Annotated in this window: 26 protein-coding genes; 8 read left to right on the forward strand and 18 right to left on the reverse strand. The window is 69.7% G+C overall.

All coding sequences use genetic code 11. From position 1 onward, the window contains the following. Positions 1–103 precede the first annotated feature (103 nt). The 15 genes from rnhB to rpsB form a co-directional block, all read right to left on the reverse strand. The gene (gene rnhB / locus BLP95_RS03165; RefSeq protein ID WP_089676993.1) at positions 104–724 is read right to left on the reverse strand and encodes a ribonuclease HII; all 621 of its coding nucleotides are present in this window, start codon (positions 722–724) and stop codon (positions 104–106) included. Further along, positions 721–1,917, reverse strand: a complete 1,197-nt coding sequence (gene lpxB / locus BLP95_RS03170) for a lipid-A-disaccharide synthase (protein ID WP_089676994.1) — start codon at positions 1,915–1,917, stop codon at positions 721–723. The genes rnhB and lpxB overlap by 4 nt, the downstream gene beginning before the upstream one ends. 2 nt (positions 1,918–1,919) lie before the next feature. Then, positions 1,920–2,687, reverse strand: a complete 768-nt coding sequence (gene lpxA, locus BLP95_RS03175; RefSeq protein WP_089676995.1) for an acyl-ACP--UDP-N-acetylglucosamine O-acyltransferase — start codon at positions 2,685–2,687, stop codon at positions 1,920–1,922. After that, positions 2,684–3,127 carry a 3-hydroxyacyl-ACP dehydratase FabZ gene (gene fabZ, locus BLP95_RS03180; protein ID WP_031217530.1) on the reverse strand — a complete coding sequence of 148 codons (444 nt, stop codon included), beginning with the start codon at positions 3,125–3,127 and terminating at the stop codon, positions 2,684–2,686. Before fabZ ends, lpxA begins: the two co-directional genes overlap by 4 nt. 98 nt (positions 3,128–3,225) lie before the next feature. Continuing rightward, positions 3,226–4,263, reverse strand: a complete 1,038-nt coding sequence (lpxD, locus tag BLP95_RS03185) for a UDP-3-O-(3-hydroxymyristoyl)glucosamine N-acyltransferase (RefSeq protein WP_089676996.1) — start codon at positions 4,261–4,263, stop codon at positions 3,226–3,228. A gap of 17 nt (positions 4,264–4,280) precedes the next feature. After that, complete coding sequence (locus BLP95_RS03190) at positions 4,281–4,763, reverse strand: OmpH family outer membrane protein (RefSeq protein WP_089676997.1); 483 nt, start codon at positions 4,761–4,763, stop codon at positions 4,281–4,283. A 64-nt stretch (positions 4,764–4,827) separates the two neighbouring features. Beyond that, positions 4,828–7,173 carry an outer membrane protein assembly factor BamA gene (gene bamA / locus BLP95_RS03195; protein WP_245678666.1) on the reverse strand — a complete coding sequence of 782 codons (2,346 nt, stop codon included), beginning with the start codon at positions 7,171–7,173 and terminating at the stop codon, positions 4,828–4,830. Between the two features lie 105 nt (positions 7,174–7,278). Further along, positions 7,279–8,637 carry a sigma E protease regulator RseP gene (rseP, locus tag BLP95_RS03200; RefSeq protein WP_089676998.1) on the reverse strand — a complete coding sequence of 453 codons (1,359 nt, stop codon included), beginning with the start codon at positions 8,635–8,637 and terminating at the stop codon, positions 7,279–7,281. A 42-nt stretch (positions 8,638–8,679) separates the two neighbouring features. After that, the gene (gene ispC / locus BLP95_RS03205) at positions 8,680–9,879 is read right to left on the reverse strand and encodes a 1-deoxy-D-xylulose-5-phosphate reductoisomerase (RefSeq protein ID WP_089676999.1); all 1,200 of its coding nucleotides are present in this window, start codon (positions 9,877–9,879) and stop codon (positions 8,680–8,682) included. After that, positions 9,880–10,680: a phosphatidate cytidylyltransferase gene (locus BLP95_RS03210; protein WP_089677000.1), complete on the reverse strand. Its 801-nt coding sequence runs from the start codon at positions 10,678–10,680 to the stop codon at positions 9,880–9,882. It abuts the gene before it with no gap. Further along, positions 10,673–11,455: a polyprenyl diphosphate synthase gene (gene uppS, locus BLP95_RS03215; RefSeq protein WP_089677001.1), complete on the reverse strand. Its 783-nt coding sequence runs from the start codon at positions 11,453–11,455 to the stop codon at positions 10,673–10,675. The genes BLP95_RS03210 and uppS overlap by 8 nt, the downstream gene beginning before the upstream one ends. 61 nt (positions 11,456–11,516) lie before the next feature. Next, positions 11,517–12,074 (reverse strand): ribosome recycling factor, encoded by a 558-nt coding sequence (gene frr / locus BLP95_RS03220; RefSeq protein WP_089677002.1) that lies wholly within the window; start codon positions 12,072–12,074, stop codon positions 11,517–11,519. A gap of 4 nt (positions 12,075–12,078) precedes the next feature. Continuing rightward, positions 12,079–12,840: a UMP kinase gene (pyrH, locus tag BLP95_RS03225; RefSeq protein WP_023004610.1), complete on the reverse strand. Its 762-nt coding sequence runs from the start codon at positions 12,838–12,840 to the stop codon at positions 12,079–12,081. Between the two features lie 106 nt (positions 12,841–12,946). Then, on the reverse strand, positions 12,947–13,816 hold the full coding sequence (gene tsf, locus BLP95_RS03230; protein ID WP_089677003.1) for a translation elongation factor Ts: 870 nt from the start codon (positions 13,814–13,816) through the stop codon (positions 12,947–12,949). A 144-nt stretch (positions 13,817–13,960) separates the two neighbouring features. Beyond that, positions 13,961–14,707 (reverse strand): 30S ribosomal protein S2, encoded by a 747-nt coding sequence (gene rpsB, locus BLP95_RS03235; protein WP_089677004.1) that lies wholly within the window; start codon positions 14,705–14,707, stop codon positions 13,961–13,963. A gap of 279 nt (positions 14,708–14,986) precedes the next feature. Between rpsB and map the strand changes: the two genes are divergently transcribed. The 7 genes from map to BLP95_RS03270 all read left to right on the forward strand — a co-directional run bounded on the left by map (position 14,987) and on the right by BLP95_RS03270 (position 22,780). Beyond that, a complete protein-coding gene (gene map, locus BLP95_RS03240) occupies positions 14,987–15,778 on the forward strand; it encodes a type I methionyl aminopeptidase (RefSeq protein ID WP_089677005.1) in 792 nt (263 codons plus the stop codon). A 4-nt stretch (positions 15,779–15,782) separates the two neighbouring features. Beyond that, positions 15,783–18,461, forward strand: a complete 2,679-nt coding sequence (locus BLP95_RS03245; protein WP_089677006.1) for a [protein-PII] uridylyltransferase — start codon at positions 15,783–15,785, stop codon at positions 18,459–18,461. A 106-nt stretch (positions 18,462–18,567) separates the two neighbouring features. Then, on the forward strand, positions 18,568–19,800 hold the full coding sequence (gene dapC, locus BLP95_RS03250; RefSeq protein ID WP_089677007.1) for a succinyldiaminopimelate transaminase: 1,233 nt from the start codon (positions 18,568–18,570) through the stop codon (positions 19,798–19,800). Further along, positions 19,800–20,144 (forward strand): arsenate reductase, encoded by a 345-nt coding sequence (locus tag BLP95_RS03255; protein WP_089677008.1) that lies wholly within the window; start codon positions 19,800–19,802, stop codon positions 20,142–20,144. The genes dapC and BLP95_RS03255 overlap by 1 nt, the downstream gene beginning before the upstream one ends. Before the next feature lie 50 nt (positions 20,145–20,194). Further along, positions 20,195–21,220 (forward strand): 2,3,4,5-tetrahydropyridine-2,6-dicarboxylate N-succinyltransferase, encoded by a 1,026-nt coding sequence (gene dapD, locus BLP95_RS03260; protein WP_089677009.1) that lies wholly within the window; start codon positions 20,195–20,197, stop codon positions 21,218–21,220. Then, positions 21,207–22,376 carry a succinyl-diaminopimelate desuccinylase gene (gene dapE / locus BLP95_RS03265; protein ID WP_089677010.1) on the forward strand — a complete coding sequence of 390 codons (1,170 nt, stop codon included), beginning with the start codon at positions 21,207–21,209 and terminating at the stop codon, positions 22,374–22,376. Before dapD ends, dapE begins: the two co-directional genes overlap by 14 nt. 8 nt (positions 22,377–22,384) lie before the next feature. Beyond that, on the forward strand, positions 22,385–22,780 hold the full coding sequence (locus BLP95_RS03270; RefSeq protein ID WP_089677011.1) for a hypothetical protein: 396 nt from the start codon (positions 22,385–22,387) through the stop codon (positions 22,778–22,780). 194 nt (positions 22,781–22,974) lie between these two features. On the opposite strand, the gene BLP95_RS17165 is transcribed toward BLP95_RS03270, so the two are convergent. Continuing rightward, complete coding sequence (locus tag BLP95_RS17165; RefSeq protein ID WP_089677012.1) at positions 22,975–23,439, reverse strand: cold-shock protein; 465 nt, start codon at positions 23,437–23,439, stop codon at positions 22,975–22,977. A gap of 95 nt (positions 23,440–23,534) precedes the next feature. On the opposite strand from BLP95_RS17165, the gene BLP95_RS03280 reads away from it, so the two are divergent. Next, complete coding sequence (locus BLP95_RS03280; RefSeq protein ID WP_089677013.1) at positions 23,535–23,780, forward strand: SlyX family protein; 246 nt, start codon at positions 23,535–23,537, stop codon at positions 23,778–23,780. 225 nt (positions 23,781–24,005) lie between these two features. On the opposite strand, the gene trxB is transcribed toward BLP95_RS03280, so the two are convergent. Then, positions 24,006–24,956 carry a thioredoxin-disulfide reductase gene (gene trxB / locus BLP95_RS03285; RefSeq protein ID WP_089677014.1) on the reverse strand — a complete coding sequence of 317 codons (951 nt, stop codon included), beginning with the start codon at positions 24,954–24,956 and terminating at the stop codon, positions 24,006–24,008. A gap of 110 nt (positions 24,957–25,066) precedes the next feature. After that, a complete protein-coding gene (locus BLP95_RS03290) occupies positions 25,067–25,276 on the reverse strand; it encodes a CPXCG motif-containing cysteine-rich protein (RefSeq protein ID WP_023004597.1) in 210 nt (69 codons plus the stop codon). Between the last annotated feature and the right edge of the window lie 109 nt (positions 25,277–25,385).

The following is a 25,385-nucleotide window of genomic DNA, read 5'->3' on the forward strand; positions in this document are numbered from 1 at the left end:
TACTTCCCTGTACGCTACCTCGGCCGTCCTGAGCCTCGGACCTCCCCTTCGACCTGTCCCCAGCGCTCCTCGCTAGCTTCTGCTCTCGGAACTCTGGGGTAGGTCAGAACAGCGCCAGCTGGCGCCTGACCGGGCCGAAGGAGCGGCGGTGCTCCGGCAGCGGCCCCAGGCGTTCCAGGGCGGCAAGGTGCTCGCGGGTCGGGTAGCCCTTGTGGCGGGCGAAGCCGTAGTCGGGATGGCGGGCGTCGAGGGCCAGCATCTGGGCATCCCGGGCCACCTTGGCGAGTATCGAGGCCGCGGCGATGGCCGGGTGGCGGGCGTCGCCCTTGACCACCGCCTGGCCGGGCACATGATGCCCGGGCAGGCGATTGCCGTCCACCAGCAGGTACTCGGCCGCCGGGGAGAGGGCATCGATGGCGCGGCGCATGGCCAGGTGCGTGGCGTGGTAGATGTTGAGCTCGTCCACCTCCGCGGGGGAGGCCTCGGCCACGGCGAAGGCCAGAGCGTCGCGGCGGATCGCGGCGTCCAGCGCCTCGCGGCGCCGCGCGGTGAGCGCCTTGGAGTCGGTGAGCCCGGCGATGGGGCGCGCCGGGTCGAGGATCACCGCCGCGGCCACCACCGCACCGACCAGCGGGCCACGGCCGACCTCGTCGACCCCGGCCAGGCGCCCGCCGGTGTAGTCGATGGTGAGCGGCGGCAGCTCGCGCGCCGGCCGACGGCTCACGATGTGCCCTCCTCGGCCCGCTCGGGAGCGACGCTCTCCGGCAGGGGGAGCCCTGCGACCAGCGCCTCGATGGCCTCCCCCGCCCGGCGGCTGGCGTCGCGCTGCAGCCCCGCATGCATGCGGGCGAAGCGCGCCTCCAGGGCCGCCCGGCCCTCGCCGTCATCGAGCAGCTCGCCGAGCCCAAGGGCAATCGCCGCGGGACTCGCCGCCTCCTGGATCAGCTCCGGCACCAGGGTCTCCCGGGCGATCAGGTTGGGCAGCGAGATCCACTCGGTCTTCACCAGCCGCTTCGCCAGCCAGTGGGTGGCCGGCGCCATGCGATAGGCCACCAGCATGGCGCGGTGGCAGAGCATCGCCTCCAGCGCCGCGGTGCCGGAGGCGAGCAGCACGGCATCAGAGGCCACCATGGCCTCGCGGGCCTGGCCATCGAGCAGGGTGACGCGTCCCGCCAGGCTCGGTCGCTCGTCGAGCAGCGCCTCGAGCTCGGCGCGCCGCGCCGGGGTGGCCGCGGGGATCACCACCGAGAGGCCGGGGCGCTCGGCGCACAGCTTTTCGGCGGCGGCCAGGAAGGTGTCGCCGAGGAAGCGGATCTCGCTGGCCCGGGAGCCCGGCAGCACGGCGAGCACCGGCGCGCCGTCGGCGAGCCCCAGGGCGACGCGGGCGGCGCTGCGGTCGTTGTCGAGCGGCAGCTCGTCCGCCAGGGGATGGCCGACGAAGGCCACCGGCACGCGATGGCGGGCGTAGAAGGCGGCCTCGAAGGGCAGGAAGGTGAGCATGGCATCGACGGCCCGCGCGATGCCCTTGACCCGCCCCTGGCGCCAGGCCCACACGGAGGGACTGACGTAGTGGGCGGTGGTCAGCCCCGCCTCGCGCAGCTGCCGCTCGAGGCCGAGGTTGAAGTCGGGGGCGTCGATGCCGATGACGATATCGGGTCGCCAGGCCAGGGCGTCGCGCCGCAGCTCGCGGCGCACGCCGACCAGCCGCGGCAGGTGGCGGAGCACCTCCACCAGGCCCATCACCGCGAGGGTCTCCAGGGGGAAGCGGCTGTCGATGCCCTCCTGGATCATGCGCGGGCCGCCGATGCCGCGAAACTCGACCCCGGGATGGCGCGCCTTGAGCGCGCGCATCAGGCCGGCGCCGAGAATATCCCCGGAGAGCTCGCCGGCTACCAGGTAGACGCGCCGCATGCTCACCCTCAGCGGATGATGCCGCGGGTCGAGGCCTCGATGGAGGCGACGAAGGCCTCGGTCTCGGCCAGCGAGAAGCGGCGACGGATCTCGGTCAGGGCCTGCTCCACGGTGAGCCCCTGGCGGTAGACCAGCTTGTAGGCCTCGCCCAGGCCACGCAGCGCCTCCTTGGAGAAGCCGCGGCGCTTGAGGCCCACCAGGTTCAGGCCGTGTACCTGGGCGGGGTTGCCGTTGATCATCACGTAGGCGGGGGTGTCCTTGGTGATGATCGAGCCGCCGCCGGCCATGGCGTGGGTGCCGAAGTGGCAGAACTGGTGCACCGCGGAGAGACCGCCGAGGATGGCGAAGTCGCCCAGCCTGACGTGGCCCGCCAGGGTCACCTGATTGGCCAGGATGCAGTCGTCGCCGATCACGCAGTCGTGGCCGACGTGGACATAGGCCATGAACAGGTTGCGCGAGCCGATGGTGGTCTCGCCGCGGTCCTGGACGGTGCCGCGGTGCAGGGTGACCCCCTCGCGCACCACGTTGTCGTCGCCCATCACCAGGCGGGTCGGCTCGCCGCCGTACTTCTTGTCCTGGCAGTCCTCGCCCACCGAGGCGAACTGGAAGATGCGCGTGCGCGCCCCCAGCACCGTGGGCCCCTTGATCACCACATGGGGACCGATGCGCGAGCCGGGCCCGATCTCGACGTCGGGCCCGATCACCGTGAAGGGGCCAACCTCGACGTCGTCGGCCAGCCGTGCGGCGGGGTCGATGAGGGCGGTGGGATGAATCAAGCGACCTTCCTCTCGGCACAGATGATCTCGGCCTCGCAGGCCACCTCGCCGGCCACGCTGGCCTTGCAGGCGAACTTCCAGATGCCGCGTTTCTCGCGGACCACGTCGGCGCGCAGCTGCAGCTGGTCGCCGGGCATCACCGGGCGCTTGAAGCGCACGTTGTCGCTGCCCACCAGGTAGTAGACATAGCCGTCGGCGGGCAGCTTGTTGACGGTCTTGAAGCCGAGGATGCCGCAGGCCTGGGCCAGCGCCTCGATCACCAGCACCCCGGGCATGATGGGGTGGTGGGGAAAGTGGCCATTGAAGAAGGGCTCGTTGATGCTGACATTCTTGTAGGCGACGATGGACTCGCCGAGGGCCAGCTCGGTGACCCGGTCCACCAGCAGGAAGGGATACCGGTGGGGCAGATACTCACGGATCTCGTTGATGTCCATTACCATCGTCACAACCTCTGAAAAGTCAGTATGCCCGCCCTCTCGGCAGGCGCGAGCCGGCGGCGCCGGTCAGGCGGGGGATTATAGCGCCCCCCGCGGGGCCCTCAAGCGTCACGGCCCTTCTCGAGCCGGGCGAGGCGCTTGGCGATGTCGTCGAGCTGCTTGAAGCGTACCGCATTCTTGCGCCACTGGGCGTTGGCCATGGCCCCGGTGCCCGAGGAGTAGACCCCGGGCTCATGGATCGAGTTGGTTACCAGGCTCATACCGGTGACCTGCACCCCGTCGCAGATCGTCAGGTGGCCGGCCAGCCCCACGCCGCCGCCCAGCAGGCAGTGGCGCCCCACCTGGGTGGAGCCGGCGATCCCCACGCAGCCCGCCAGGGCACTGTGATCGCCGACCTGGACGTTGTGGGCGATCTGCACCTGGCTGTCGATCTTGACGTCGTCGCCGATCAGGGTGTCGCCGAGGGCGCCGCGGTCGATGCTGGAGCCGCTGCCCACCTCGACGTCGTCGCCCAGCACCACCCCGCCGAGCTGGGCGATCTTGTGCCAGCGGCTGCCGTCATGGGCGAAGCCAAAGCCGTCGGCGCCGATCACGCAGCCGCTGTGCAGGATGCAGCGCGCCCCGATCACCACCGCGTGATAGAGGGTAACGTTGGCGTGCAGCCGCGTGCCATCGCCGATGACGGTGTCGGCGCCGACCACCGAGCCGGGCCCGATCACCACATCGTCGCCCACCGAAACCCCGGCCTCGATCACCGCGTTGGCGCCCACCTCGACCCGCTCGCCCAGGGTGGCGGAGGGGTCGACCACCGCCGAGGGGTGGATGCCCGCCGGCTCACGTCCCGCCAGGGGATCGAAGAGTCGCGAGGCCGCCGCGTAGCCCAGGTAGGGGTTGTCGAGCTCGAGGCGGTCCACCGGACACGCCTCGCCATGCTGGGGGTGCAGCAGCACCGCCGCGGCGCGGGTATCGGGCAGCTCCTTGAGGTAGGCGCGGTTGGCCAGGAAGGCGACCTGGTCGGGGCCGGCCTCGCGCAGGGTCGCCAGGCCGCGCACCGGGCGCTCGGCGTCGCCGACCAGGCGCGCCCCCAGGCGCCGGGCCAGCTCGGCGAGGGTCAGGGTGGGTAAGGCGCTTCGCGTCATCACTGGACCCCGCCCGTTCACAGCATGGAGTTGAGGATCTCGGTCACCTCGGCGGTGACGTTCTGCAGGTCGCGCTCGGCATGCAGCACGCCCTGGGGCTCCACCAGCACCTGTATGCTGTGGCGGGCGATGATCTGCTCTACGGCCTGCTGCAGCTTGGGCTCGGCGCGCTGCAGGAAGGCCTGCTCGGAGGACTGGCGCTGCTGCATGATCTCTCCCATCAGGCGATTGAGCTCGGCCACCTTGCGGTTGGCCTCCTGGCGCTCGCTCTCGGAGAGGCTGTCGGCACGCTGCTGGAGCGCATTGAGCTCCTGCTCCAGGGCCTGGGCCTGCTGCTGCTGGCTACCCACCTGGCTCTCCAGGTCGCTCATCGAGCGCTGGGCGGCATCGGTCTCGAGCAGGGCGCGGCGCCAGTCCAGCACCGCGATCTCGTCGGCCATGGCCGGCAGGGCGGCGGCGAGGAGGAGCAGCAGGGAGAGTGCGGCGATCGGCTTGCGCATGTCGTAACTCCTGTGGCGGGCCGCGCGCGGCGGCCCGGAATGGCGAGTGGGCATCCGGCCCCGGTCAGAAGGTCTGGCCGAGGGAGAACTGGAAGAACTGGGTGTCGTCGCCGCTCTCGTCGTTGAGCGGCTCGGCGACGCTGAAGGTCAGCGGCCCCACCGGGGTCAGCCAGGAGAGCCCCAGGCCGACGCTGTAGCGCAGGTCGCCGAAGTCCACCCCGGAGCTGCAGTTGGATGGTGCATCCTCGTCCAGCACCGGGTAACAATCGGTGAGGAAGGTGTTGCCGCCATCCAGGAACAGCGCGGTCTGCACCGAGCGCTGGTCCTCGACGAAGGGGGTCGGGAAGAGCAGCTCGGCGCTGCCCTGCACCAGGATGTTGCCGCCCAGGGTGCGATCGCGGGTCGAATTGCCCGACGACGTGGTGGGCTGACCCAGGGTATTGCCGGTGAAGCCGCGCACCGAGCCCAGGCCCCCGGCGTAGAAGTTCTCATAGAACGGATAGGGGTCGCTGCCGCCGAGGGTGTCGGCATAACCCACCTCGCCGGCGAACTTCAGCGCCCAGTCATGGTTGTCGTCCAGCGGGAAGAGCTGGCGGGCCTGGGCGCGCAGCTTGGCATACTCGGCGTCGCTGCCGGGCACGGCGGTCTCCAGCGACAGGCGCTGGTAGCTGCCGGCGGTGGGCATGATGCCGCGGTTGAGGTTGTTGCGGGTCCAGCTGGCGGTCAGCTTCAGCGACTGGGCATCGCCGCCCTGGTCCTCGACATAGCGTTTGATCTCGGAGGCGGTGTCGTTGTAGGTCTTGACCGAGAGATCCTCCACCGCGGTGCCGAAGTTGAGGCGGGTGATCTCGTTGATCGGGTAGCCGAAGTTGATCCCGGCACCATAGGCGTCGGTGGAGTAGGTGGAGATGTCGGAGTCCTCGTAGTCGGACTCGCGATAGTAGAGGTTGTAGCCCCGGGAGATCCCGTCCATGGTCCAGTAGGGATCGGTGAAGCCGAAGTTGAGGCTGGTGAAGGTGTCGCTGCGCTGGGCGCCGATGTTGACGCGGTTGCCGGTGCCCAGGAAGTTGCTCTGGGAGAGGCCCACGCCGTAGATCACCCCGGCGCTCTGGGAGAAGCCGATGCTCGCGGAGATGGAGCCGGAGGGCTGCTCCTCGACGCGGTAGGTGACGTCGAGCTGGTCGGGGGCCCCCGCCACCGGCTGGGTCTCCACCTCGACCTGGCTGAAGAAGCCCAGCCGCTCGAGGCGCTGCTGGGACTGGCGGATCGCCTCGGTGGAGGCCGGGGCGCCCTCCATCTGGGTCATCTCGCGGCGCAGCACCTCGTCCATGGTGGTGGTGTTGCCGACGAATTCGATGCGCCTCACGTAGGCGCGCTGGCCGGGGTCGACGCGGAACACCAGGTCGACGGTATCGCCGCCGGCGGGCTCGGGGATGCCGTCGACGCTGGCGAAGGCGAAGCCGTCGGCCCCCAGGCGCGAGCGCAGCGCCTCGGCGGAGGCGGTGACGTCGCTGCGCGAGAAGGTCTCGCCGGGGGTGACCTCGAGCAGCTCGCGCGCCTCGCGCTCGGCGATGGGCAGGTCGCCGACGAAGCGCACCTCGCCCAGGCGGTACTCGGTGCCCTCATCGACGTTGATGGTGATGAAGATCTCGGACTTGTCGGGGCTGATGGAGACCTGGGTCGACTCGACATTGAAGTTGACGTAGCCGCGATCGAGATAGAAGGTGCGCAGCCGCTCCAGGTCGCCGGCCAGCGCCTCGCGGGAGTACTCGTCGCGGGAGAACCAGCCGAAGATCCGCCCGGGACGGTCGTTGAGCTCGAACACCTCGCGCAGGGTCTCGTCGTCGAAGGCACGGTTGCCGACGATGTTGATCTGGCGGATCTTGGCGACCGCGCCCTCGTTGATGTCGATATCGACCTGGACGCGCCCCTCGTCGATCTCGCGCACGCTGGTGTCGATGCTGGCGCTGTAGCGCCCCTGGGACTGGTAGACCCCCTCGAGCTCGCGCTCGATCTCCTCCAGGGTGGAGAGCTCGAGCACCTGGCCCTCCTCGAGGCCGGCCTCGCGCAGGCCCTGGCGCAGCTGCTCGCCTTCGAGCTGCTGGTTGCCGGTGATATTGAGGCGCGTAATGGTGGGGCGTTCGACCACCTGGATGATCAGCACGTCGCCCTCACGGGCCAGCCGGATATCCTCGAACAGGCCGGTGGCGAAGAGCTCGCGGGCGGCCTCGGCGAGCTCGCGCTCATCGACGCGGTCGCGGGCGCTGACAGGAAAGGCGTTGAAGACGGAAGCGGGGGAGATGCGCTGCAGACCCTCCACGCGAATGTCGGCAACGTCGAAAGGTTCCGCCTGGGCCGTCGCGGCCCCGGCAAGCAGCAGCGCCGCCAGTCCGATGGTCTTGATTTTCATGCAGTCGATTCGCTCGCGTTGATCTGCCAAACCTGTCCAGACAGGCACCTTATACATTTGCACGGCCAGCTGACAAGGCGAGGCCCTCGGGGCCCGGGCCCTGCCCTACCACAGCCGCATCAGATCGAAGTAGATCGCCATCAGCATCAGGGACCCCACCAGCGCCAGGCCGATGCGCAACCCGATGGCCTGGGTCCGCTCCGAGACCGGGCGCCCGCGCACCACCTCCATGGCATAGTAGAGCAGGTGACCGCCGTCGAGGACCGGGATCGGCAGCAGGTTGAGCACCCCGAGGCTGATCGACAGGTAGGCCAGGAAGCTGACGAAGCTCTCCAGCCCCGCCCGGGCGGAGTCGCCGGAGATCTGGGCGATGGTGATCGGTCCGGAGAGGTTGGAGGGGGCGATCAGGCCCACCAGCATCTTGCGTACGGCGTCGAGGGTCAGCACGATCATCTCGCCGGTGCGCGACACCGCCTCACCCACCGCGGCCAGCGGGCCGTAGCGGATCTCGCGGCGGTAGTCCTCCGGCCACGCCACCGGGGCCACGCCGGCACCGATGTAGCCGATGGTCTCACCCGCCTCGAGGGTGTTCTCGCGGGGCGTTACCGCGAGGCTGAGCGTCTCGCCGGCGCGTCGCACCTCGAGGCTCAGCGCCTCGCCCGGGCTGGCGCGCACGATCTCGACGAAATGCCGCCAGTCCGCCACCGGCTCGCCGTCCACGGCGAGGATCTCGTCGCCGGCGGCCAGCCCCGCGGCGGCGGCGGGCTCGCCCTGGGCCACCTGCCCCAGCACCGCCGGCATCGGCGGCCGCCACGGGGTCACGCCCAGGGTGGCCAGGGGCTGGGGCGGCTCCTGGCGCACCAGCCAGTCGGTCACCGGCACCCGGTGCTCGCGGGGCGCGGCGGCGGCGTCTTCGCGGGTGGCGATGGAGAGCGCCTCCTGCTCACCGATGGCCGCCACCAGCTTGAGGTTGACCTCGTCCCAGGAGCGCACCCGCTCGCCCTGCACCGCGGTGATCTCGTGGCCTGCCTCGAGGCCGCCGCGCGCGGCCGGGGAGTCGGGGGCGACCTCGCCGATCACCGGCGCCACCGTGGTGGTGCCGGCCACGAACAGCGCCCAGTAGGCCACCAGGGCGAGCAGGAAGTTGGCCACGGGGCCGGCGGCGACGATGGCGATGCGCTGCCAGACCGTCTTGCGGTTGAAGGCGTGATCGAGCTGGTCATCAGGCACCGCCCCCTCGCGCTCGTCGAGCATCTTGACGTAGCCGCCCAGGGGGATGGCGGCGATGGCGAACTCGGTGCCGTGGCGGTCCACCCGCGACCAGATCGGCGTGCCGAAGCCCACCGAGAAGCGCAGCACCTTCACCCCGCAGCGCCGCGCCACCCAGAAGTGGCCGAACTCATGGAAGGTGATCAACAGGCCCAGCACCACGATCACGGCCAGGATGTTCTGGATCAGGCCCACGGTGTTCTCCTCCGCCTTCAGGGTTGGGGGTGGGGCGGCGCCTCAGCGGCGCACCAGGCACGCCTCGGCGGTGCGGCGCGCCCGGGCATCCGCCTCGAGGATCGCCTCGAGTTCGTCGGCGGGGGCGACCGGCTCGGCGTCACGCACCCGCGCCACCAGCTCGGCGATGCCGGTGAAGGGCAGGCGTCCCGCCAGGAAGGCCGCCACCGCCACCTCGTTGGCGGCATTGAGCACCGCCGGCGCCGTGCCCCCCGCCGCCATGGCCTCCCGGGCCAGGCCCAGGCAGGGAAAGGCGACCTCGTCGGGGGGCTCGAAGTCGAGCCGGGCGACCTGGAAGAGGTCCAGCGCCTGGACCCCCGCCTCGATCCGCTCGGGCCAGGCCAGCCCGTAGGCGATGGGGGTGCGCATGTCGGGGTTGCCGAGCTGAGCGATCACCGAGCCGTCGCTGTAGGCGGCCATGGAGTGGATCACGCTCTGCGGGTGCACCACCACCTCGACCTGGTCGGGGCGGGCGTCGAACAGCCAGCACGCCTCGATCAGCTCGAGTCCCTTGTTCATCAGGGTCGCGCTGTCCACCGAGATCTTCTGGCCCATGCTCCAGTTGGGATGGGCGCAGGCCTGGGACGGGGTCACACCGGCCAGGGCCTCGGCGGACCAACCACGGAAGGGGCCGCCGGAGGCGGTCAGCAGCAGCTGGGTCACGCCGTGACGCGCCAGGCCGCCGCGATGCTCCACGGGTAGACACTGATAGATGGCGTTATGTTCGGAGTCGATGGGCAGCAGGGTGGCGCCGTGGCGACTCACCGCCTCCATGAACAGCGCCCCGGACATCACCAGGGCCTCCTTGTTGGCCAGCAACACCCGCTTGCCGGCGCGCACCGCGGCGAGGGTCGGCAGCAGGCCGGCGGCGCCGACGATGGCCGACATCACCACCTCGGCCTCGGCGGCCTCGGCCACCGCCACCAGCGCCTCGGGGCCCGAGCGCACCTCGATGGGAAGGTCGGCCTCGCCAAGCCGCTCGCGCAACCAGGCGGCATCGGCCTCGCGCTCGAGCACCGCCACCGCCGGGCGGTGGCGGTGGCACAGCGCCAGCAGCGGCTCGCGGGAGCGATGGGCGGTGAGGGCGTGCACCCGGTAGCGCTCCGGGTGACGCGCGATCACATCCAGGGTGCTGGTGCCGATGGAGCCGGTGGCCCCCAGCACCGTGACGCCCTGGCGAGGCGCGGAAGCGGCCTGGCGCATCTAGAGCACCCCCGGCACGAGCAGGGCGAACAGCGGCAGCGCCGCGGTCAGGCTGTCGATGCGATCGAGCACCCCGCCGTGGCCCGGCAGCAGGTTGCTGGAGTCCTTGATGCCGCGATGGCGCTTGAGCATGCTCTCGAGCAGGTCGCCGAGCACCGAGACCAGGGTCACCGCCAGGGTGGTCAGCACCAGCAGGGCGCTATCACGGCCACCCAGCCCCTGGGCCAGTGCCACCACCAGCGCCAGTAACAGGGTCGCGGCCAGTCCGCCGGCCACCCCCTCCCAGCTCTTGCCGGGGCTCACCGCCGGCGCCAGCTTGTGGCGGCCGAAGGCGCGGCCGGCGAAGTAGGCGCCGATGTCGGCGCTCCACACCAGCAGCAGCACGAACAGCAGCCAGAGGCCGCCGAGCTCGCGCAGCACGTTGAGGCCGACCCAGGCGGGCAGCAGCACCCACAGGCCCATGGCCAGGCGCCGGGCGGGGGCGGCCCACTGCGCGGTGCGGGCGGGATAGTGGGTGACCCAGGTGAGGTTGAGCGCCCAGCCGGCCAGGCCCAGCCACAGCGGCCAGGCGGCCAGGGCGGAACCGGAGGCCCACAGCAGCGCCATGGCCAGGGCCAGCACGCCGACCAGCGTAAGGCGTCGGCCGCGCCCCGCGATGCCGGCCAGGTTGGTCCACTCCCAGCCGCCCAGCAGCACGACGACCGCGGTAAACAGGGCGAAGGCGCCGCCGTCCAGGCCGAACAGGCCGGCCAGCATCAGCGGGGCCAGCCAGGCCGCGGTGATGATGCGTTGTCTAAGCACCCTGAGCCTCGTCGATCTGGTCATCGGTCATGCCGAAGCGCCGCTTGCGACGCCGGAAGTCCTCGAGGGCGGCATCGAAGGCGTCGGCGTCGAAGTCGGGCCACAGGCACTGGGTGAAGTGGAGCTCGGCGTAGGCCAGCTCCCAGAGCACGAAGTTGGAGATACGCTGCTCCCCGCTGGTGCGGATGCACAGGTCCACCGGGGCCACGCCGGCCAGGCTGAGCTCGCCGCCCAGCGCCGCCTCGTCGATCGCCGCAGGGGCGAGCTCGCCGGCGGCGACCCGCTCGCCCAGGCGGCGCGCCGCCCGGGCCAGGTCCCACTGGCCGCCGTAGTTGGCGGCGATCACCAGGTGCAGGCGGGTGTTGTCCCGGGTCTTCGCCTCGGCCCGGGCGATATGGCCCTGGATCGCCTCGGAGAAAGCGCTGCGGTCGCCGATCACCGTGAGGCGGATGCCGTTGGCGTGGAGCTTGTTCACCTCGCGCTTGAGCGCCAGCAGGAACAGCTCCATCAGCGCGCTCACCTCGGCCCGGGGGCGCTTCCAGTTCTCGCTGGAGAAGGCGAACAGGGTCAGGGTCTGGATGCCGCGCTCGGCGGCCCGACGGATGGTGGCGCGCACCGCCTCGACGCCGGCATGGTGGCCACGCACACCGGAGAGGCCCCGTGCCTTCGCCCAGCGGTTGTTGCCATCCATGATGATAGCCACGTGACGTGGCAGGCCGGCCGCGGAGGCGGCGGAGGCGCCGCTGTCGGCGCCAGAGGGGAGCGGTGACGTCATGGGGTCTCGCTTCGGGGGTGGTTCGCCGCCGCCCGGCCGCGAGCGGGCCGGGCGAGGGTCCTCAGATCTGCATCAGATCGCGTTCCTTGGACTCCAGGGTCTTGTCGATCTCGGCGATGTACTTGTCGGTCAACTTCTGGATCGCCTCCTCGCCCTGGCGCTGCTCGTCCTCGGTGATCTCCTTCTCCTTGAGCAGGGACTTGATGTCACCGTTGGCGTCACGGCGCACGTTGCGCACCGCCACCCGGGCGTTTTCCGCCTCGTGGCGCGCCTGCTTGATGTAGCCCTTGCGGGTCTCCTCGGTGAGCATCGGCATCGGCACACGGATGTTGTTGCCGGCCGTGGAGGGGTTCAGGCCAAGGTCGGAGGTCATGATCGCCTTCTCGATCTTGGGCACCATGCTCTGCTCCCAGGGCACGATCGAGAGGGTGCGGGCATCCTCGGTATTGATGTTGGCTACCTGGTTCAGCGGGACCTGGCTGCCGTAGTACTCGACGGTGACCGAGTCCAGGATGCTGGAGTGGGCCCGCCCGGTACGAATCTTGTTCAGGTTGCCGTGGAGCGCCTCGACGCTCTTCTTCATGCGGCTCTCTGCGTCCTTCTTGATGTCATTGATCACGATATCAGCCTCTGTCTATCAGCGTGCCTTCCTCGCCGCCCACCACCAGGTTGAGCAGGGCGCCGGGCTTGTTCATGTTGAAGACGCGAACCGGCATGTCATGGTCCCGCACCAGGCAGATGGCGGTCAAATCCATGACGCCGAGCTTCTGGTCCAGCGCGTCGTCGTAGCTGAGCTGGTCGTACTTCACCGCGTCCGGATGCTTGACCGGGTCCTTGTCGTAGACCCCGTCCACCTTGGTGGCCTTGACCACCACGTCGGCGTCGATCTCGATGCCGCGCAGGCAGGCCGCGGAGTCGGTGGTGAAGAAGGGGTTGCCGGTGCCGGCCGAGAACAGCACCACGTCGCCGGAGGTGAGGTAGCGGATGGCGGTGCGGCGGTCGTAGTGCTCCACCACGCCGCTCATGGGGATCGCCGACATCACCCGCGAGCGGATGTTGGAGCGCTCCAGGGCGTCGCGCATGGCCAGGGCGTTCATCACCGTGGCCAGCATGCCCATATGGTCGCCGGTGACCCGCTCCATGCCGGCCTCGTGCAGGGCGGCACCCCGGAACAGGTTACCGCCGCCGACCACGATGCCCACCTGCACCCCGATGCCCACCAGCTGCCCGATCTCCAGCGCCATGCGATCCAGCACCTTGGGGTCGATGCCGAACTCGGCGTCGCCGGTCAGCGCCTCGCCGGAGAGCTTGAGCAGGATCCGCTTGTACTTCGACTTCTGGGAGCGGGGCTTGGCGGGGGTCTCGACGGGGTCGCTCGTGGACATGGCATCATCTCCTGCATCGGCGGTGGCATGGCGGCCGGATCGACCGGCCGGATACGCGAAGGCGTGCGCTCGCGCGCACGCCATCATCTTAGCGGAACTTGCGACCTCAGCTGCGCTTGGCCTGTTCCATCACTTCCTTGGCGAAGTCGACCTCTTCCTTCTCGATGCCCTCGCCCACCTCGAAGCGGGTGAAGCCGAGCACCTCGCCGCCGGCGTCCTTGACGAACTGGGCGACGGTCTGGTCCGGGTTCTTGACGAAGGGCTGCTCGGTCAGGCTGTTCTCGGCCAGGTACTTCTTGAGGCGGCCCTGAACCATCTTCTCGGCGATGTTCTCGGGCTTGCCGGCCATGTCGGGCTGGGCCAGGATGATCGCCTTCTCGGCGTCCAGCTTGTCCTGGGGCATGTCCTCGGGACGCGCCACCGCCGGGTTGATGGCGGCCACGTGCATGGCGACGTCGCGCGCGGCCTGCTCGGTGCCGCCCTTGAGGACGGTCAGCACGCCGATGCGGCCACCGTGGACGTACTCGCCCACCAGGTTGCCGTCGCCGGCCTCGACCACCACGCTGCGACGCACGCCGATGTTCTCGCCGATCTTCTGGACCAGCTGCTCGCGGGCGGCTTCCAGGTCGCCTTCCATCACGGCGGCGACATCCTCGCTCTTGGCGGCGAAGAAGGCATCGGCCACCTTGTCGGCGAAGGCCTTGAAGTTGTCGTCACGGGCGACGAAGTCGGTCTCGGAGTTGATCTCGACCATCACGCCGACGCTGCCATCCTCGGCCACACGGGTCACCACGGTGCCCTCGGCGGCGGTACGACCGGCCTTCTTGGCGGCCTTGAGGCCGGAGTTCTTGCGCAGGTTCTCGATGGCGACCTCGATGTCGCCGCCGGCCTCGGTGAGGGCCTTCTTGCACTCCATCATGCCGAGCCCGGTACGCTCGCGCAGTTCCTTGACCTGGGAGGCGCTGATAGCTGCCATGGGTGTTACCTCTGACTTAACTCGGGAAGTGGGCCCGGACCCTCGCTGGCGAGGATCCGGTGAATTCGGAGACGAAAGGGGGCCGTGGCCCCCTTCCTGCCGACCGGCACCGCCCGACGGGCGAGTGCCGGCCCCGGGCCGCGATCACTCGGCGGCGGCGTCGCCTTCCTGGGCGGGCTCTTCGGTCACCTCGACGAACTCGTCGGGACGACCTTCCTTGGCGCGCGCACAGGCATCGGCGATGGCCTTGACGTAGATCTGGATGGCGCGGATGGAGTCATCGTTGCCGGGGATCACGTAGTCGACGCCGTCCGGATCGGAGTTGGTGTCCACCACGCCGATGACCGGAATGCCCAGCTTGTTCGCCTCGTTGATGGCGATGCGCTCATGGTCGACATCGACCACGAACAGGGCGTCGGGCAGGCCACCCATCTCCTTGATGCCGCCCACGGACCGCTCGAGCTTGGCCTGCTCGCGGGTCGCCATCAGCACTTCCTTCTTGGTCAGCTTCTCGAAGGTGCCGTCCTGGTGCATCGCCTCAAGCTCACCCAGGCGCTTGATGGAAACGCGGATGGTCTTGTAGTTGGTCAGCATGCCGCCGAGCCAGCGATGGTTGACGAACGGCTGACCGACGCGGGTCGCCTCTTCCTTGATGATCTTGCTCGCGCTGCGCTTGGTGCCGACGAACAGGATCTTGTTGTTGGCCGCCGCCATCTTCTCGACCACGTCGATCGCCTCGTTGAGGGCCGGCAGGGTGTGCTCGAGGTTGATGATGTGGATCTTGTTGCGGGCGCCGAAGATGAACTTGCTCATCTTCGGGTTCCAGTACTTGGTCTGGTGACCGAAGTGAGCACCTGCCTTGAGCAGGTCACGCATGTTGACGTGTGCCATGGATGACTCCTGGAAAATCGGGTTAGGCCTCCATGCACCCCATGGATCCGACCGCCACGCTCGCGAGAGACGCGGCAGCACCCGGGACCATGTGCCGGTGCATGTGTGTTTTCAAGGCGTTACGTTGATTGACGCCATCGTGAACGCCGGCTCGCCAGGGTGGCGGGCTCGGCGATTGCAGGAAGGCGCGCGGCTTTATACCATGGAATGACGCCGAGATGAAGTCGCCCGCCCCCTTCCCCCGGGCGCGGGCCGCCCCACCCCCGACCCCGAGACTCCATGAACGTACCCATCAAGACGCCCGACGAGATCGAGAAGATGCGCGAGGCGGGCCGTCAGGCCGCCAGCGTGATCGAGATGATCACCCCCCATGTGACGGCCGGCATCTCCACCGGCGAGATCGACCGCCTCTGCCACGCCTACATCGTCGACGAGCTGGGCTCCACCCCTGCCCCGCTGGACTATCACGGCTTCCCCAAGTCGGTGTGCACCTCCATCAACCACGTGGTGTGCCACGGCATCCCCGACGACGCCAAGAAGCTCAAGAACGGCGACATCATGAACCTGGACATCACCGTGAAGACCGCCGACGGCTACCACGGCGACTCCAGCGTGATGTTCGTGATCGGCGAGACCATCCAGGGCGAGCGCCTGTGCCGCGTCACCCAGGAGTGCCTCTACAAGAGCATCGCCCTGGTGCGCCCGGGGGTGCACCTCTCGGAACTGGCCCGCGCCATCCAGCAGCACGCCGAGGCCAGCGGCTACTCGGTGGTGCGCGACTTCTGCGGCCACGGCATCGGCGCCAGCTTCCATGAGGACCCGCAGGTGCTCCACTACGACGGCTACGCCCCCGAGGCCGACATCGCGCTCGCCGCGGGCATGTGCCTGACCATCGAGCCGATGATCAACGTCGGCGGCTATCGCACCAAGGTGCTGCGCGACGGCTGGACCGCGGTGACCCGCGACCGCAGCCTCTCCGCCCAGTGGGAACACACCCTGCTGGTCACCGAGACGGGGGTCGAGGTACTGACCGCCCGCCGCGACGAAGACCTCTCCTTCCTCGAGCGCTGAGCCCATGCTGCTCCACCACTACCGCTTCACGCCGGACGAGACGCTGTTCGACGTGGCGGCCTTCCGCGAGGAGCTCGCCGGCAGCCGCTCCCCCATCGCCCCCTTCAAGGCGGCGCTGGGCGAGCTCCAGGCCCGGCTCGACGCACGCTTCCGCGACGGCGCCGACATCCGCGACCTGGTCCACGGGCGCGCCTGGTGCCTCGACCGGCTGCTGGCGGTGGCCTGGGAGCAGCAGGCCTGGCCCGAAGGCGACGGCCTCGCCCTGCTCGCCGTGGGCGGCTACGGCCGCGGCGAGCTGCATCCCCACTCCGACGTCGACCTGCTGCTGCTGCTCGAGCACGACGACGATGCCCCCTACCGGGAGGCGCTGACCGCCTTCATCACCTTCCTGTGGGACATCGGCCTGGAGATCGGCCACAGCGTGCGCTCGCTGGCCGACTGCGAGCGCGAGGCCGCGGCCGACGTCACGGTGATCACCAACCTGCTGGAGAGCCGCACCGTGGCGGGTCCCGAACGGCTGCGCGAGGCGATGAAGGCACGCCTGGCGCCGGAGCGGCTGTGGCCCGCCGACCGCTTCTTCGAGGCCAAGTGGCAGGAGCAGATCAGCCGCCACTATCGCCACAACAACTCCGAGTACCACCTCGAGCCCAACATCAAGAGCGCGCCCGGCGGGCTGCGCGACATCCAGATGATCGGCTGGGTGGCCAAGCGCCACTTCGGCAGCGAGCGCTACGAGGACCTGGTGGCCACCGGCTTCATGAACGACCCGGAGCTGCGCATCCTCAGCCAGGGCCAGGCCTTCCTGTGGCAGGTGCGCTACGCCCTGCACATGCTCACCGGCCGCGCCGAGGACCGCCTGCTGTTCGACCACCAGCGCACCATCGCCGAGCTGTTCGGCTTCCGCGACACCCCCGAGCGCCTCGCCGTCGAGCAGTTCATGAAGCGCTACTACCGCCATGTCACGGCGCTGGCGGGACTCAACGACATGCTGCTGCAGCACTTCGACGAGGCGATCCTCCACGCCGGCGAGACCCTGCCGGTGGCGCCCCTCAACGAGCGCTTCGAGATCAAGGACGGCTATATCCAGGCGCGCTCGCGCACCGTGTTCCGCGACCGCCCCTCGGCGCTGCTGGAGCTCTTCCTGCTGATGGCCGAGCACCCCGAGATCGAGGGGGTGCGCGCCGACACCATCCGCCTGATCCGCGACCATCGCCACCTGATCGACGACCTCTACCGCGACGACGTGCGCCACCAGAGCCTGTTCATGGAGCTGCTGCGTTCCGGCGGCAACGTGGCCCGCCAGCTGCGGCGCATGAACCGCTACGGGGTGTTGGGCAAGTACCTGCCCGAGTTCGGCCGCGCCGTGGGGCTGATGCAGCACGACCTCTTCCATATCTACACGGTGGACGCCCACACCCTGCGTCTGCTGAAGTTCATCCACGGCTTCCGCAAGCCCGAGGCCCGGGAGACCTTCCCGGTGGCCGCCAACGTGATCCACCAGCTGCCCAAGCTCGAGCTGCTGTGGATCGCCGGGCTCTACCACGACATCGGCAAGGGACGCGGCGGCGACCACTCGCTGCTCGGCGCCCGAGACGTCGAGGCCTTCGCCGAGCGCCACGGCCTCTCGCCCCGGGACACCCGGCTGGTGAGCTGGCTGGTGGAGCACCACCTGACCATGTCCATGGTGGCCCAGAAGCGCGACATCACCGACCCCGACGTGATCGCCGAGTTCGCCCGCCTGGTCGGGGACGAGACGCGGCTGGACTACCTCTACGTGCTCACCGTGGCCGACATCAACGCCACCAACCCCACGCTGTGGAACGGCTGGCGCGCCTCGCTACTGCGCCAGCTGCACGCCGAGACCAAGCGCGCCCTGCGCCGGGGCCTGGAGAACCCGCTGGAACGCAACGACTGGGTCAACGAGACCCGCGACGAGGCGCTCTCGCTGCTCGCCGCGGTGGGCGCCGAGATGCCCCGGGTCCAGCGGCTGTGGGAGTCACTGGGCGAGGACTACTTCCTGCAGTACGCCCCCAGCGAGATCGCCTGGCAGACCCAGGGCATCCTCGCCCATGGCGACAGCCAACTGCCGCTGATCCTGCTCGGCGCCCCGGCCGAGGACATGGCCGAAGGCGGTACCAAGGTATTCATCCACACCCGCTCGGTGGATGACCTCTTCGCCGCCACCGCCGCCGCCCTCGACCAGCTCGGCCTCTCCATCCACGACGCCCGCATCGCCACCTCCAGCAACGACTGGACGCTCAACACCTTCATCGTGCTCGACGACCAGGGCCGCGCCATCCGCGACCCCGAACGCCTGGAGGAGATCCGCGCCCACCTGGTGGAGGAGCTCGACGACCCCGACGACTACCCGCAGATCGTCACTCGCCACACCCCGCGCCAGCTCAGGCACTTCAAGGTGCCCACCGAGGTGATCATCGAGCAGGACCCGGCCAACGAGCGCACCCTGCTGGAACTGATCGCCCCGGACCGCCCCGGCCTGCTGGCCCGGGTCGGGCGCATCTTCATGGAGCAGGACATCGCTCTCTCCACGGCCAAGATCGCCACTCTCGGCGAGAAGGTGGAGGACGTCTTCTTCATCACCGACAAGGCTGGCCACCCCCTCACCGACCCCGAGCGCCAGGCGCGCCTGCGCGAGCGCCTGGTGGAGGAGCTCGACGTTTGAGGCCTCTCCCGGGCTTCCCTATAATCGAGCCCCTTCCGACAACGGCTCACCACCCTGATAACGACGACGCCCGAGGCCACGGCCGACGCGGCGCGCCTGGACACCCATGAACCCCGACCTCGACGCCCTCAAGCCCTACCCCTTCGAGCGGCTCGCCGCCCTCAAGGCCGGCCTCACGCCCCCCGCGGGGCTCGCGCACATCCCGCTGACCATCGGCGAGCCGCAGCACGCGCCCTACCCCGCGGCGCTCGAGGCGCTGCACGCCCACCAGGCCGACTTCGCCCGCTACCCAGCCACCGCCGGGCTTCCCGAGCTGCGCACCGCCATCGCCGGCTGGGCCAACCGGCGCTTCGCGCTCGCCGGGCTCGACCCCGAGGCACAGGTGCTGCCGGTCAACGGCACCCGCGAGGCGATCTTCGCCTTCGTGCAGGCGGCGCTGGACCGCACGCGCCCGGCCCGGGTGGCGATGCCCAACCCCTTCTACCAGATCTACGAGGGCGCCACCCTGCTCGCCGGCGGCGAGCCGCTCTACCTGGACTGCCGCGCCGAGAACGGCTTCCGTGCCGACCTCGACGCCGTACCCGCCGCCACCTGGCGCGAGGTGCAGGTCGTGTTCCTCTGTTCGCCGGGCAACCCCACGGGCGCGGTGACGCCGCTCGACGACTTCAAGCGACTCATTGCCCTGGCGGATGAGCATGACTTCATCATCGCCTCGGACGAGTGCTATTCGGAGCTCTACCTGGACGAGGCCGCCCCGCCGCCGGGGCTACTGGAGGCCTGCGCGGCGCTCGGCCGCCACGACTACCGCCGCTGCCTGGTGTTCCACTCGCTCTCCAAGCGTTCCAACCTGCCGGGGCTGCGCTCCGGTTTCGTGGCCGGCGACGCCGCGCTGATCGCCCCCTTCCGGCGCTACCGCACCTACCACGGCTGTGCCATGGCGCTCCCCGTGCAGCACGCCGCCATCGCCGCCTGGAACGACGAGGCCCACGTACGTGCCAACCGCGACGCCTACCGCGAGAAGTTCGCCGCGGTGACCGAGATCCTCGCCCCGGTGCTGGACTTTCCCACCCCCGAGGCGAGCTTCTACCTGTGGCCGGCGGTCCCGGGGGGCGACGACGAGGCCTTCGCCCGCGAGCTCTTCACCCGGGCCCATGTCAGCGTGCTGCCCGGTTCCTATATGGGTCGTCCCGCCACCGACGACAGGATGGGCCGAGCCGGCACCGGCGACAGCGGCGCCAACCCCGGCCGCGGCCGGGTGCGCCTGGCGCTGGTGGCCGAAGTCGAGGCCACCGTCGAGGCGGCCCGCCGCATCCGCGATGTCATCGAGAGGAGGCTGTGATGATCACCCTGTACGGCATCAAGAACTGCGACACCTGTCGCCGCGCCCGCAAGGCGATGGACCACTCCGGCATCCCCTACCAGTACCACGACCTGCGCGAGGACGGCCTCTCCGCGGCACTGCTCGAGCACATCCTGGAGCAGGTGCCGGTGCTCACCGCGCTCAACAAGCGCAGCACCACCTGGCGCAACCTCCCCGAGGAGGAGAAGCTGGCGATGGACGCCAACCGGGCCCGCGAGCTGCTGCTGGCCCACCCCACCCTGCTCAAGCGCCCGCTGCTGGACACCGGCGACGAGATCCGCGTGGGCTTCCGCGACGGCGACTACGACGACATCAAGGGCTGAAGCCCTTCCCGACTCCCCCTCTTCCCACTCGACGCACGAGGACCCTCGACATGCTGAGCTTTGCACTCGGAACCGGCACCCAGAACACCCAGGGCGACTGGCTGGAGATCTACTACCCGGCACCGCTGCTCAACCCCGACGACGGCCTGATCGCGGCGGTCAAGCAGGTGCTGGACGTGCCCGAAGGCAACGCCGCGGTGAGTTTCCTGCCCGAGCACTGCGCCGAGCTCGCGGGCGCGCTGAAGGCCGCGGGCCACGCCGAGCAGGCCGAGCTGGCCGAGGCCTTCGCCGGCGCCCAGCGCCCGCTGGTGGCGATGTTCCTGGCCGAGGACCTGCCGCCGCAGTCCGCACCCGAGGTCTACCTCAAGCTGCACCTGCTCTCCCACCGCCTGGTCAAGCCCCATGGCCTCGACCTCACCGGCATGTTCGGCCTGCTGCGCAACGTCGCCTGGACCAACGAGGGCGCCATCGATGTCCAGGAGCTGCCCGCCCGCCGGCTCAAGGCGCGCCTGGCCGGCCGCCACCTCTCGGTGGACTGCGTCGACAAGTTCCCCAAGATGACCGACTACGTGGTGCCCGGCGGCGTGCGCATCGGCGACACCGCCAGGGTACGCCTGGGCGCCTACCTGGGCGAGGGCACCACGGTGATGCACGAGGGCTTCGTCAACTTCAACGCCGGCACCGAGGGCCCCGGCATGATCGAGGGTCGCATCTCCGCCGGCGTGATGGTGGGCAAGGGCTCGGACCTGGGCGGCGGCTGCTCCACCATGGGTACCCTCTCCGGCGGCGGCAACATCGTCATCAAGGTGGGTGAAGGCTGCCTGATCGGCGCCAACGCCGGCATCGGCATCCCGCTGGGCGACCGCTGCACCGTGGAGGCGGGCCTCTACCTCACCGCCGGCGCCAAGGTCACCCTGCTCGACGACCAGGGCCAGGAGGTCAAGACCGTGGCCGCCCGGGAGCTGGCCAACCAGGACGACCTGTTGCTGCGCCGCAACTCCCAGAACGGCCGCATCGAGTGCCTCACCAACAAGAGCGCCATCGCGCTCAACGAGGCACTGCATGCCCACAACTGATCCCGGCGACCTCTCGCCCACCCTGCGGCTCGCCTTCGACCTGCTGGCACGCCCCTCGGTGACGCCGGACGACCTGGGCTGCCAGGCCCTGATGATCGAGCGCCTCGAGGCGCTCGGCTTCCACGTCGAGCGCCTGCCCTTCGGCGACGTCGAGAACTTCTGGGCCACCCGCGGCCACCACGGCCCGCTGCTGGCCTTCGCCGGGCACACCGACGTGGTGCCCAGCGGCCCCCATACCCGCTGGGACTTCCCGCCCTTCGCGCCCTGCATCGACGACGAGGGCATGCTGCGCGGCCGCGGCGCCGCCGACATGAAGGGCAGCCTGGCGGCCATGGTCACCGCGGTAGAGCGCTTCCTCGCCGTCCACCCCGACCACCACGGGCGGCTGGGCTTTTTGATCACCTCCGACGAGGAGGGCCCCGCGGTGGACGGCACCCGCGCCGTGGTCGAGCAGCTGCGCGAACGCCATGAGCGGCTCGACTACTGCATCGTCGGCGAGCCCTCCTCCACCGCGCGCCTCGGAGACGTGATCAAGAACGGCCGGCGCGGCTCTTTGGGCGGGGTACTGCACATCCGCGGCATCCAGGGACACGTGGCCTACCCCCACCTGGCGCGCAACCCCATCCACCAGGCGCTGCCGGCGCTGGACGCCCTGGCCAGGGAGCACTGGGACGGCGGCAACGCCTTCTTCCCGGCTACCAGCTTCCAGGTCTCCAACGTGCGTGCCGGCACCGGCGCTACCAACGTCATCCCCGGCGAGGTGGAGGTGGTGTTCAACTTCCGCTTCTCCACCGAGGTGACCGACGAGGAGCTCCGCTCGCGCACCGAGGCGATCCTCGACGCCCACGGCCTGGACTACGAGCTGGACTGGACGCTCAACGGCGAGCCCTTCCTCACCGCCGAAGGCGAGCTGGTGGAGGCGGCGCTGCGCGGGGTCGAGGAGGTCACCGGCCACACCCCTGAGCTCTCAACCTCGGGCGGCACCTCGGACGGCCGCTTCATCGCCACCCTGGGCAGCCAGGTGGTGGAGCTGGGCCCCCTCAATGCCACCATCCACCAGGTCAACGAGCGCGTGCCTGCCGCCGACCTGGACACCCTGAGCCGGGTCTACGAGGCGATCATGACGCATCTGTTCATCGACGGCGCCCGCCCCTGAGGAGCCCCATGGCAAGCGAAGCCCGCTATCCCGACATCGAGGTCTACCTGGCCCAGGCGTCTCAGGACGCGCTGAACGACTGGCTCGGCGACACCCTCGCCGCCGCCCCCCTGGCCCCTGCCGGCAAGGGCAAGTGGCGCACCCGTGGCCGCCTGGGCGACAACGAGATCCCGGTGCTGCTGGTGGAGCGCGCCGCCGACGGCTACGCCAGCCTGTGGTTCGACAGCCCGCACACCCCCTGGGAGAGCGACGCCGCCTGCGCCCGGGCCGCGGCGGCCCGCCTGGCCTGCGAGGTGCGCTGCTCGCTGGGCGGCTGGCAGCCCGGCGACGACCCCGACCGCTTCCTGCGGGTGCTGCCGGACGGCAGCGAGGCACAGATCGACTGGCCCGACTCCGGCCACTAGCCACAAAGACAGCGCCCCGCTCGAGGCGGGGCGCTGTCGTGAAAGGCATGAAACAAGCGGTGTCTACAAGCAAGAAGCTGCCGAGCGATGGCCAGGCTAGGCGGAAGTGCGGCGTGAGAGCGGAGTTTACTTTAGTAAATGAGCATCTCGCGTCGCGCTTCCAACAACGCCTGGGCGAGCGCAGGCGCGTCGATTCACGTAATCACCGTGACATCGTCGGCCTGCAGCCCCCGCTCGTTCTCGATGATGTGGTAACGCACCTTCTGCCCCTCGGCCAGGGTGCGATGGCCGCGCCCGCGGATGGCGCGGAAGTGCACGAAGACATCCTCCCCGCTATCGCGGGTGATGAAGCCGTAGCCCTTGTTGACGTTGAACCACTTCACCTCGCCGAGCTCGCGGTCATCGCTCTCGACCTCGGCCAGGTTGACCAGTTGCGGGGTGAGCACGTTGACGGCCAGGGTGCCGAGCAGCAGCAGCAGGAATACCGCCACGGCCGCGGCGGCGTAGACCACGGCGACGCCGCCGATGGCGAGGCTCTCGAACAGCGCCTCGGAGAGGGCGCCGCCGGCCAGGTGGATGAACAGGGCGATCAGCAGCGGCGCCGGGGCGGCGAGCAGCAGGCTGACCAGGATGCAACGAAACATGACCTTGCGATTCATGGACTCGAATGACTCTCTTGTTGGGTGATGAACGACAACAGCAATCACGGGAAGGTGCCACGGTGAACGGTGACACGCAGCGGCAGGATTCTAGCATGAGCACGACGACGGCGCCCGAGGGGCTGGAGGCGCGCCTGGAGGCCCTGGAGAGCCGGATCGCCTATCAGGAGCACTGGCTCGACACCCTCGATGAGGCCGTCGCCACCCAGGAGCGGCGGCTTGCCCGGCTGGAGCGCATCAACGACCTGATGCAGCAGAAGCTCCGCAACCAGCAGCAGGCGCTGCAGGAGGGCGATGCGGCACAACCTCGCCCCGAGGACGAGCTGCCGCCGCATTACTGACACTCGCAGAGTTGGCAAGGTCACACGCCAGGCTAAGCTGTCCGCCTGGCCTGCGCGGCACTGAGTCGCGGCTTGCCCGGCGACAGTCCTCCGAGGAGGCGCTGTGAACCCCTCCCTGGGCGCTACCGACGCCATCCCTGGCGTAGGACCTCCTCTACGGACTCTCCCCGGCGCCGCTCACCTCAGTGACATTGACACTCAGCGCCTTTTCCCGGGTAGGAGGGATTACAGCTCGTCCAGGTAGCGCTCGGCGTCCAGGGCGGCCATGCAGCCGCTGCCGGCGGAGGTGATGGCCTGGCGGTAGACATGGTCCATGACGTCGCCGGCGGCGAACACGCCCGGCACGCTGGTGGCGGTGGCATTGCCGTCGAGGCCGGACTTCACCTTGATATAGCCGCCGCTCATCTCGAGCTGCCCCTCGAAGATACCGGTGTTGGGGCTATGGCCGATGGCGATGAACACGCCAGGCGCCTGAAGCTCCTTGGTCTCGCCGGTGTCGGTGGACTTCAGGCGCACGCCGGTCACCCCGGTGTTGTCGCCCAGCACCTCGTCCAGGGTGTGGTTCCACTCCAGCACCACCTTGCCCTCCTCCGCCTTCTGGAAGAGCTTGTCCTGGAGGATCTTCTCGGCACGCAGGCTGTCGCGACGGTGCACCAGGGTCACCTTCGAGGCGATGTTGGCGAGATACAGCGCCTCCTCCACGGCGGTGTTGCCGCCGCCCACCACGACCACCTCCTGGTTGCGGTAGAAGAAACCGTCACAGGTGGCGCAGGCCGAGACCCCCTGACCCATGAACTGCTGCTCCGACGGCAGCCCGAGGTAGCGGGCGCTCGCCCCGGTGGCGATGACCAGAGCGTCGCAGGTATAGGTACCGGCGTCCCCCTTGAGGGTGAAGGGCCGGCTGCGCAGCTCGACCTCATGGATATGGTCGAACAGCACCTCGGTATCGAAACGCTCGGCGTGGCGCTTCATGCGCTCCATCAGCTCCGGCCCCTGGACCCCGGTGTCGTCGCCGGGCCAGTTGTCCACGTCGGTGGTGGTGGTGAGCTGGCCGCCGGCCTGCATGCCGGTGATCAGCAGCGGCTTGAGGTTGGCACGGGCGGCATAGACCGCGGCGGTGTAGCCCGCCGGGCCGGAACCGAGAATGATCAGGCGTTCGTGACGCGCGTCGCTCATGGAGAATCCTCGTGGCTGTCGCATTCTGGAAGGTGGCGCCATTGTAGCAGCCGCAGGCGGCCCCCGCGGCCCGTCAGGCGTGACGCGCCGTTACGCGCCAGCGATCACCTCTACAGCACCTCGTCGTCGCGGCCCAGGCTCACCGCCAGCGCCTCGGGATCGGCAGGGTCGGCCTCGATGCGCACCTGGATCGGCGCACAGCACACATGGCAATCCTCCCAGGTCAGCTGGCTGCCCTGGGAGGGGTCCAGCAGCAGGTCGAAGGGGGCATCGCAGTAGGGGCAGCGCACCCGCCGCGGGATCAGCTCCTGCTCATGCATGTTGGCTCCCCGGGCGTCGCCGGCCCGTCATCACGTGGGTGGAAACTGTTGCGGTGGACATGGCGGCGAAGGCCCGGCGTTTCAAGCGTCGGCTCCCGGAACGATCGCC

It is taken from the genome of Halomonas shengliensis, assembly GCF_900104135.1.
Lineage (GTDB): Bacteria > Pseudomonadota > Gammaproteobacteria > Pseudomonadales > Halomonadaceae > Halomonas > Halomonas shengliensis.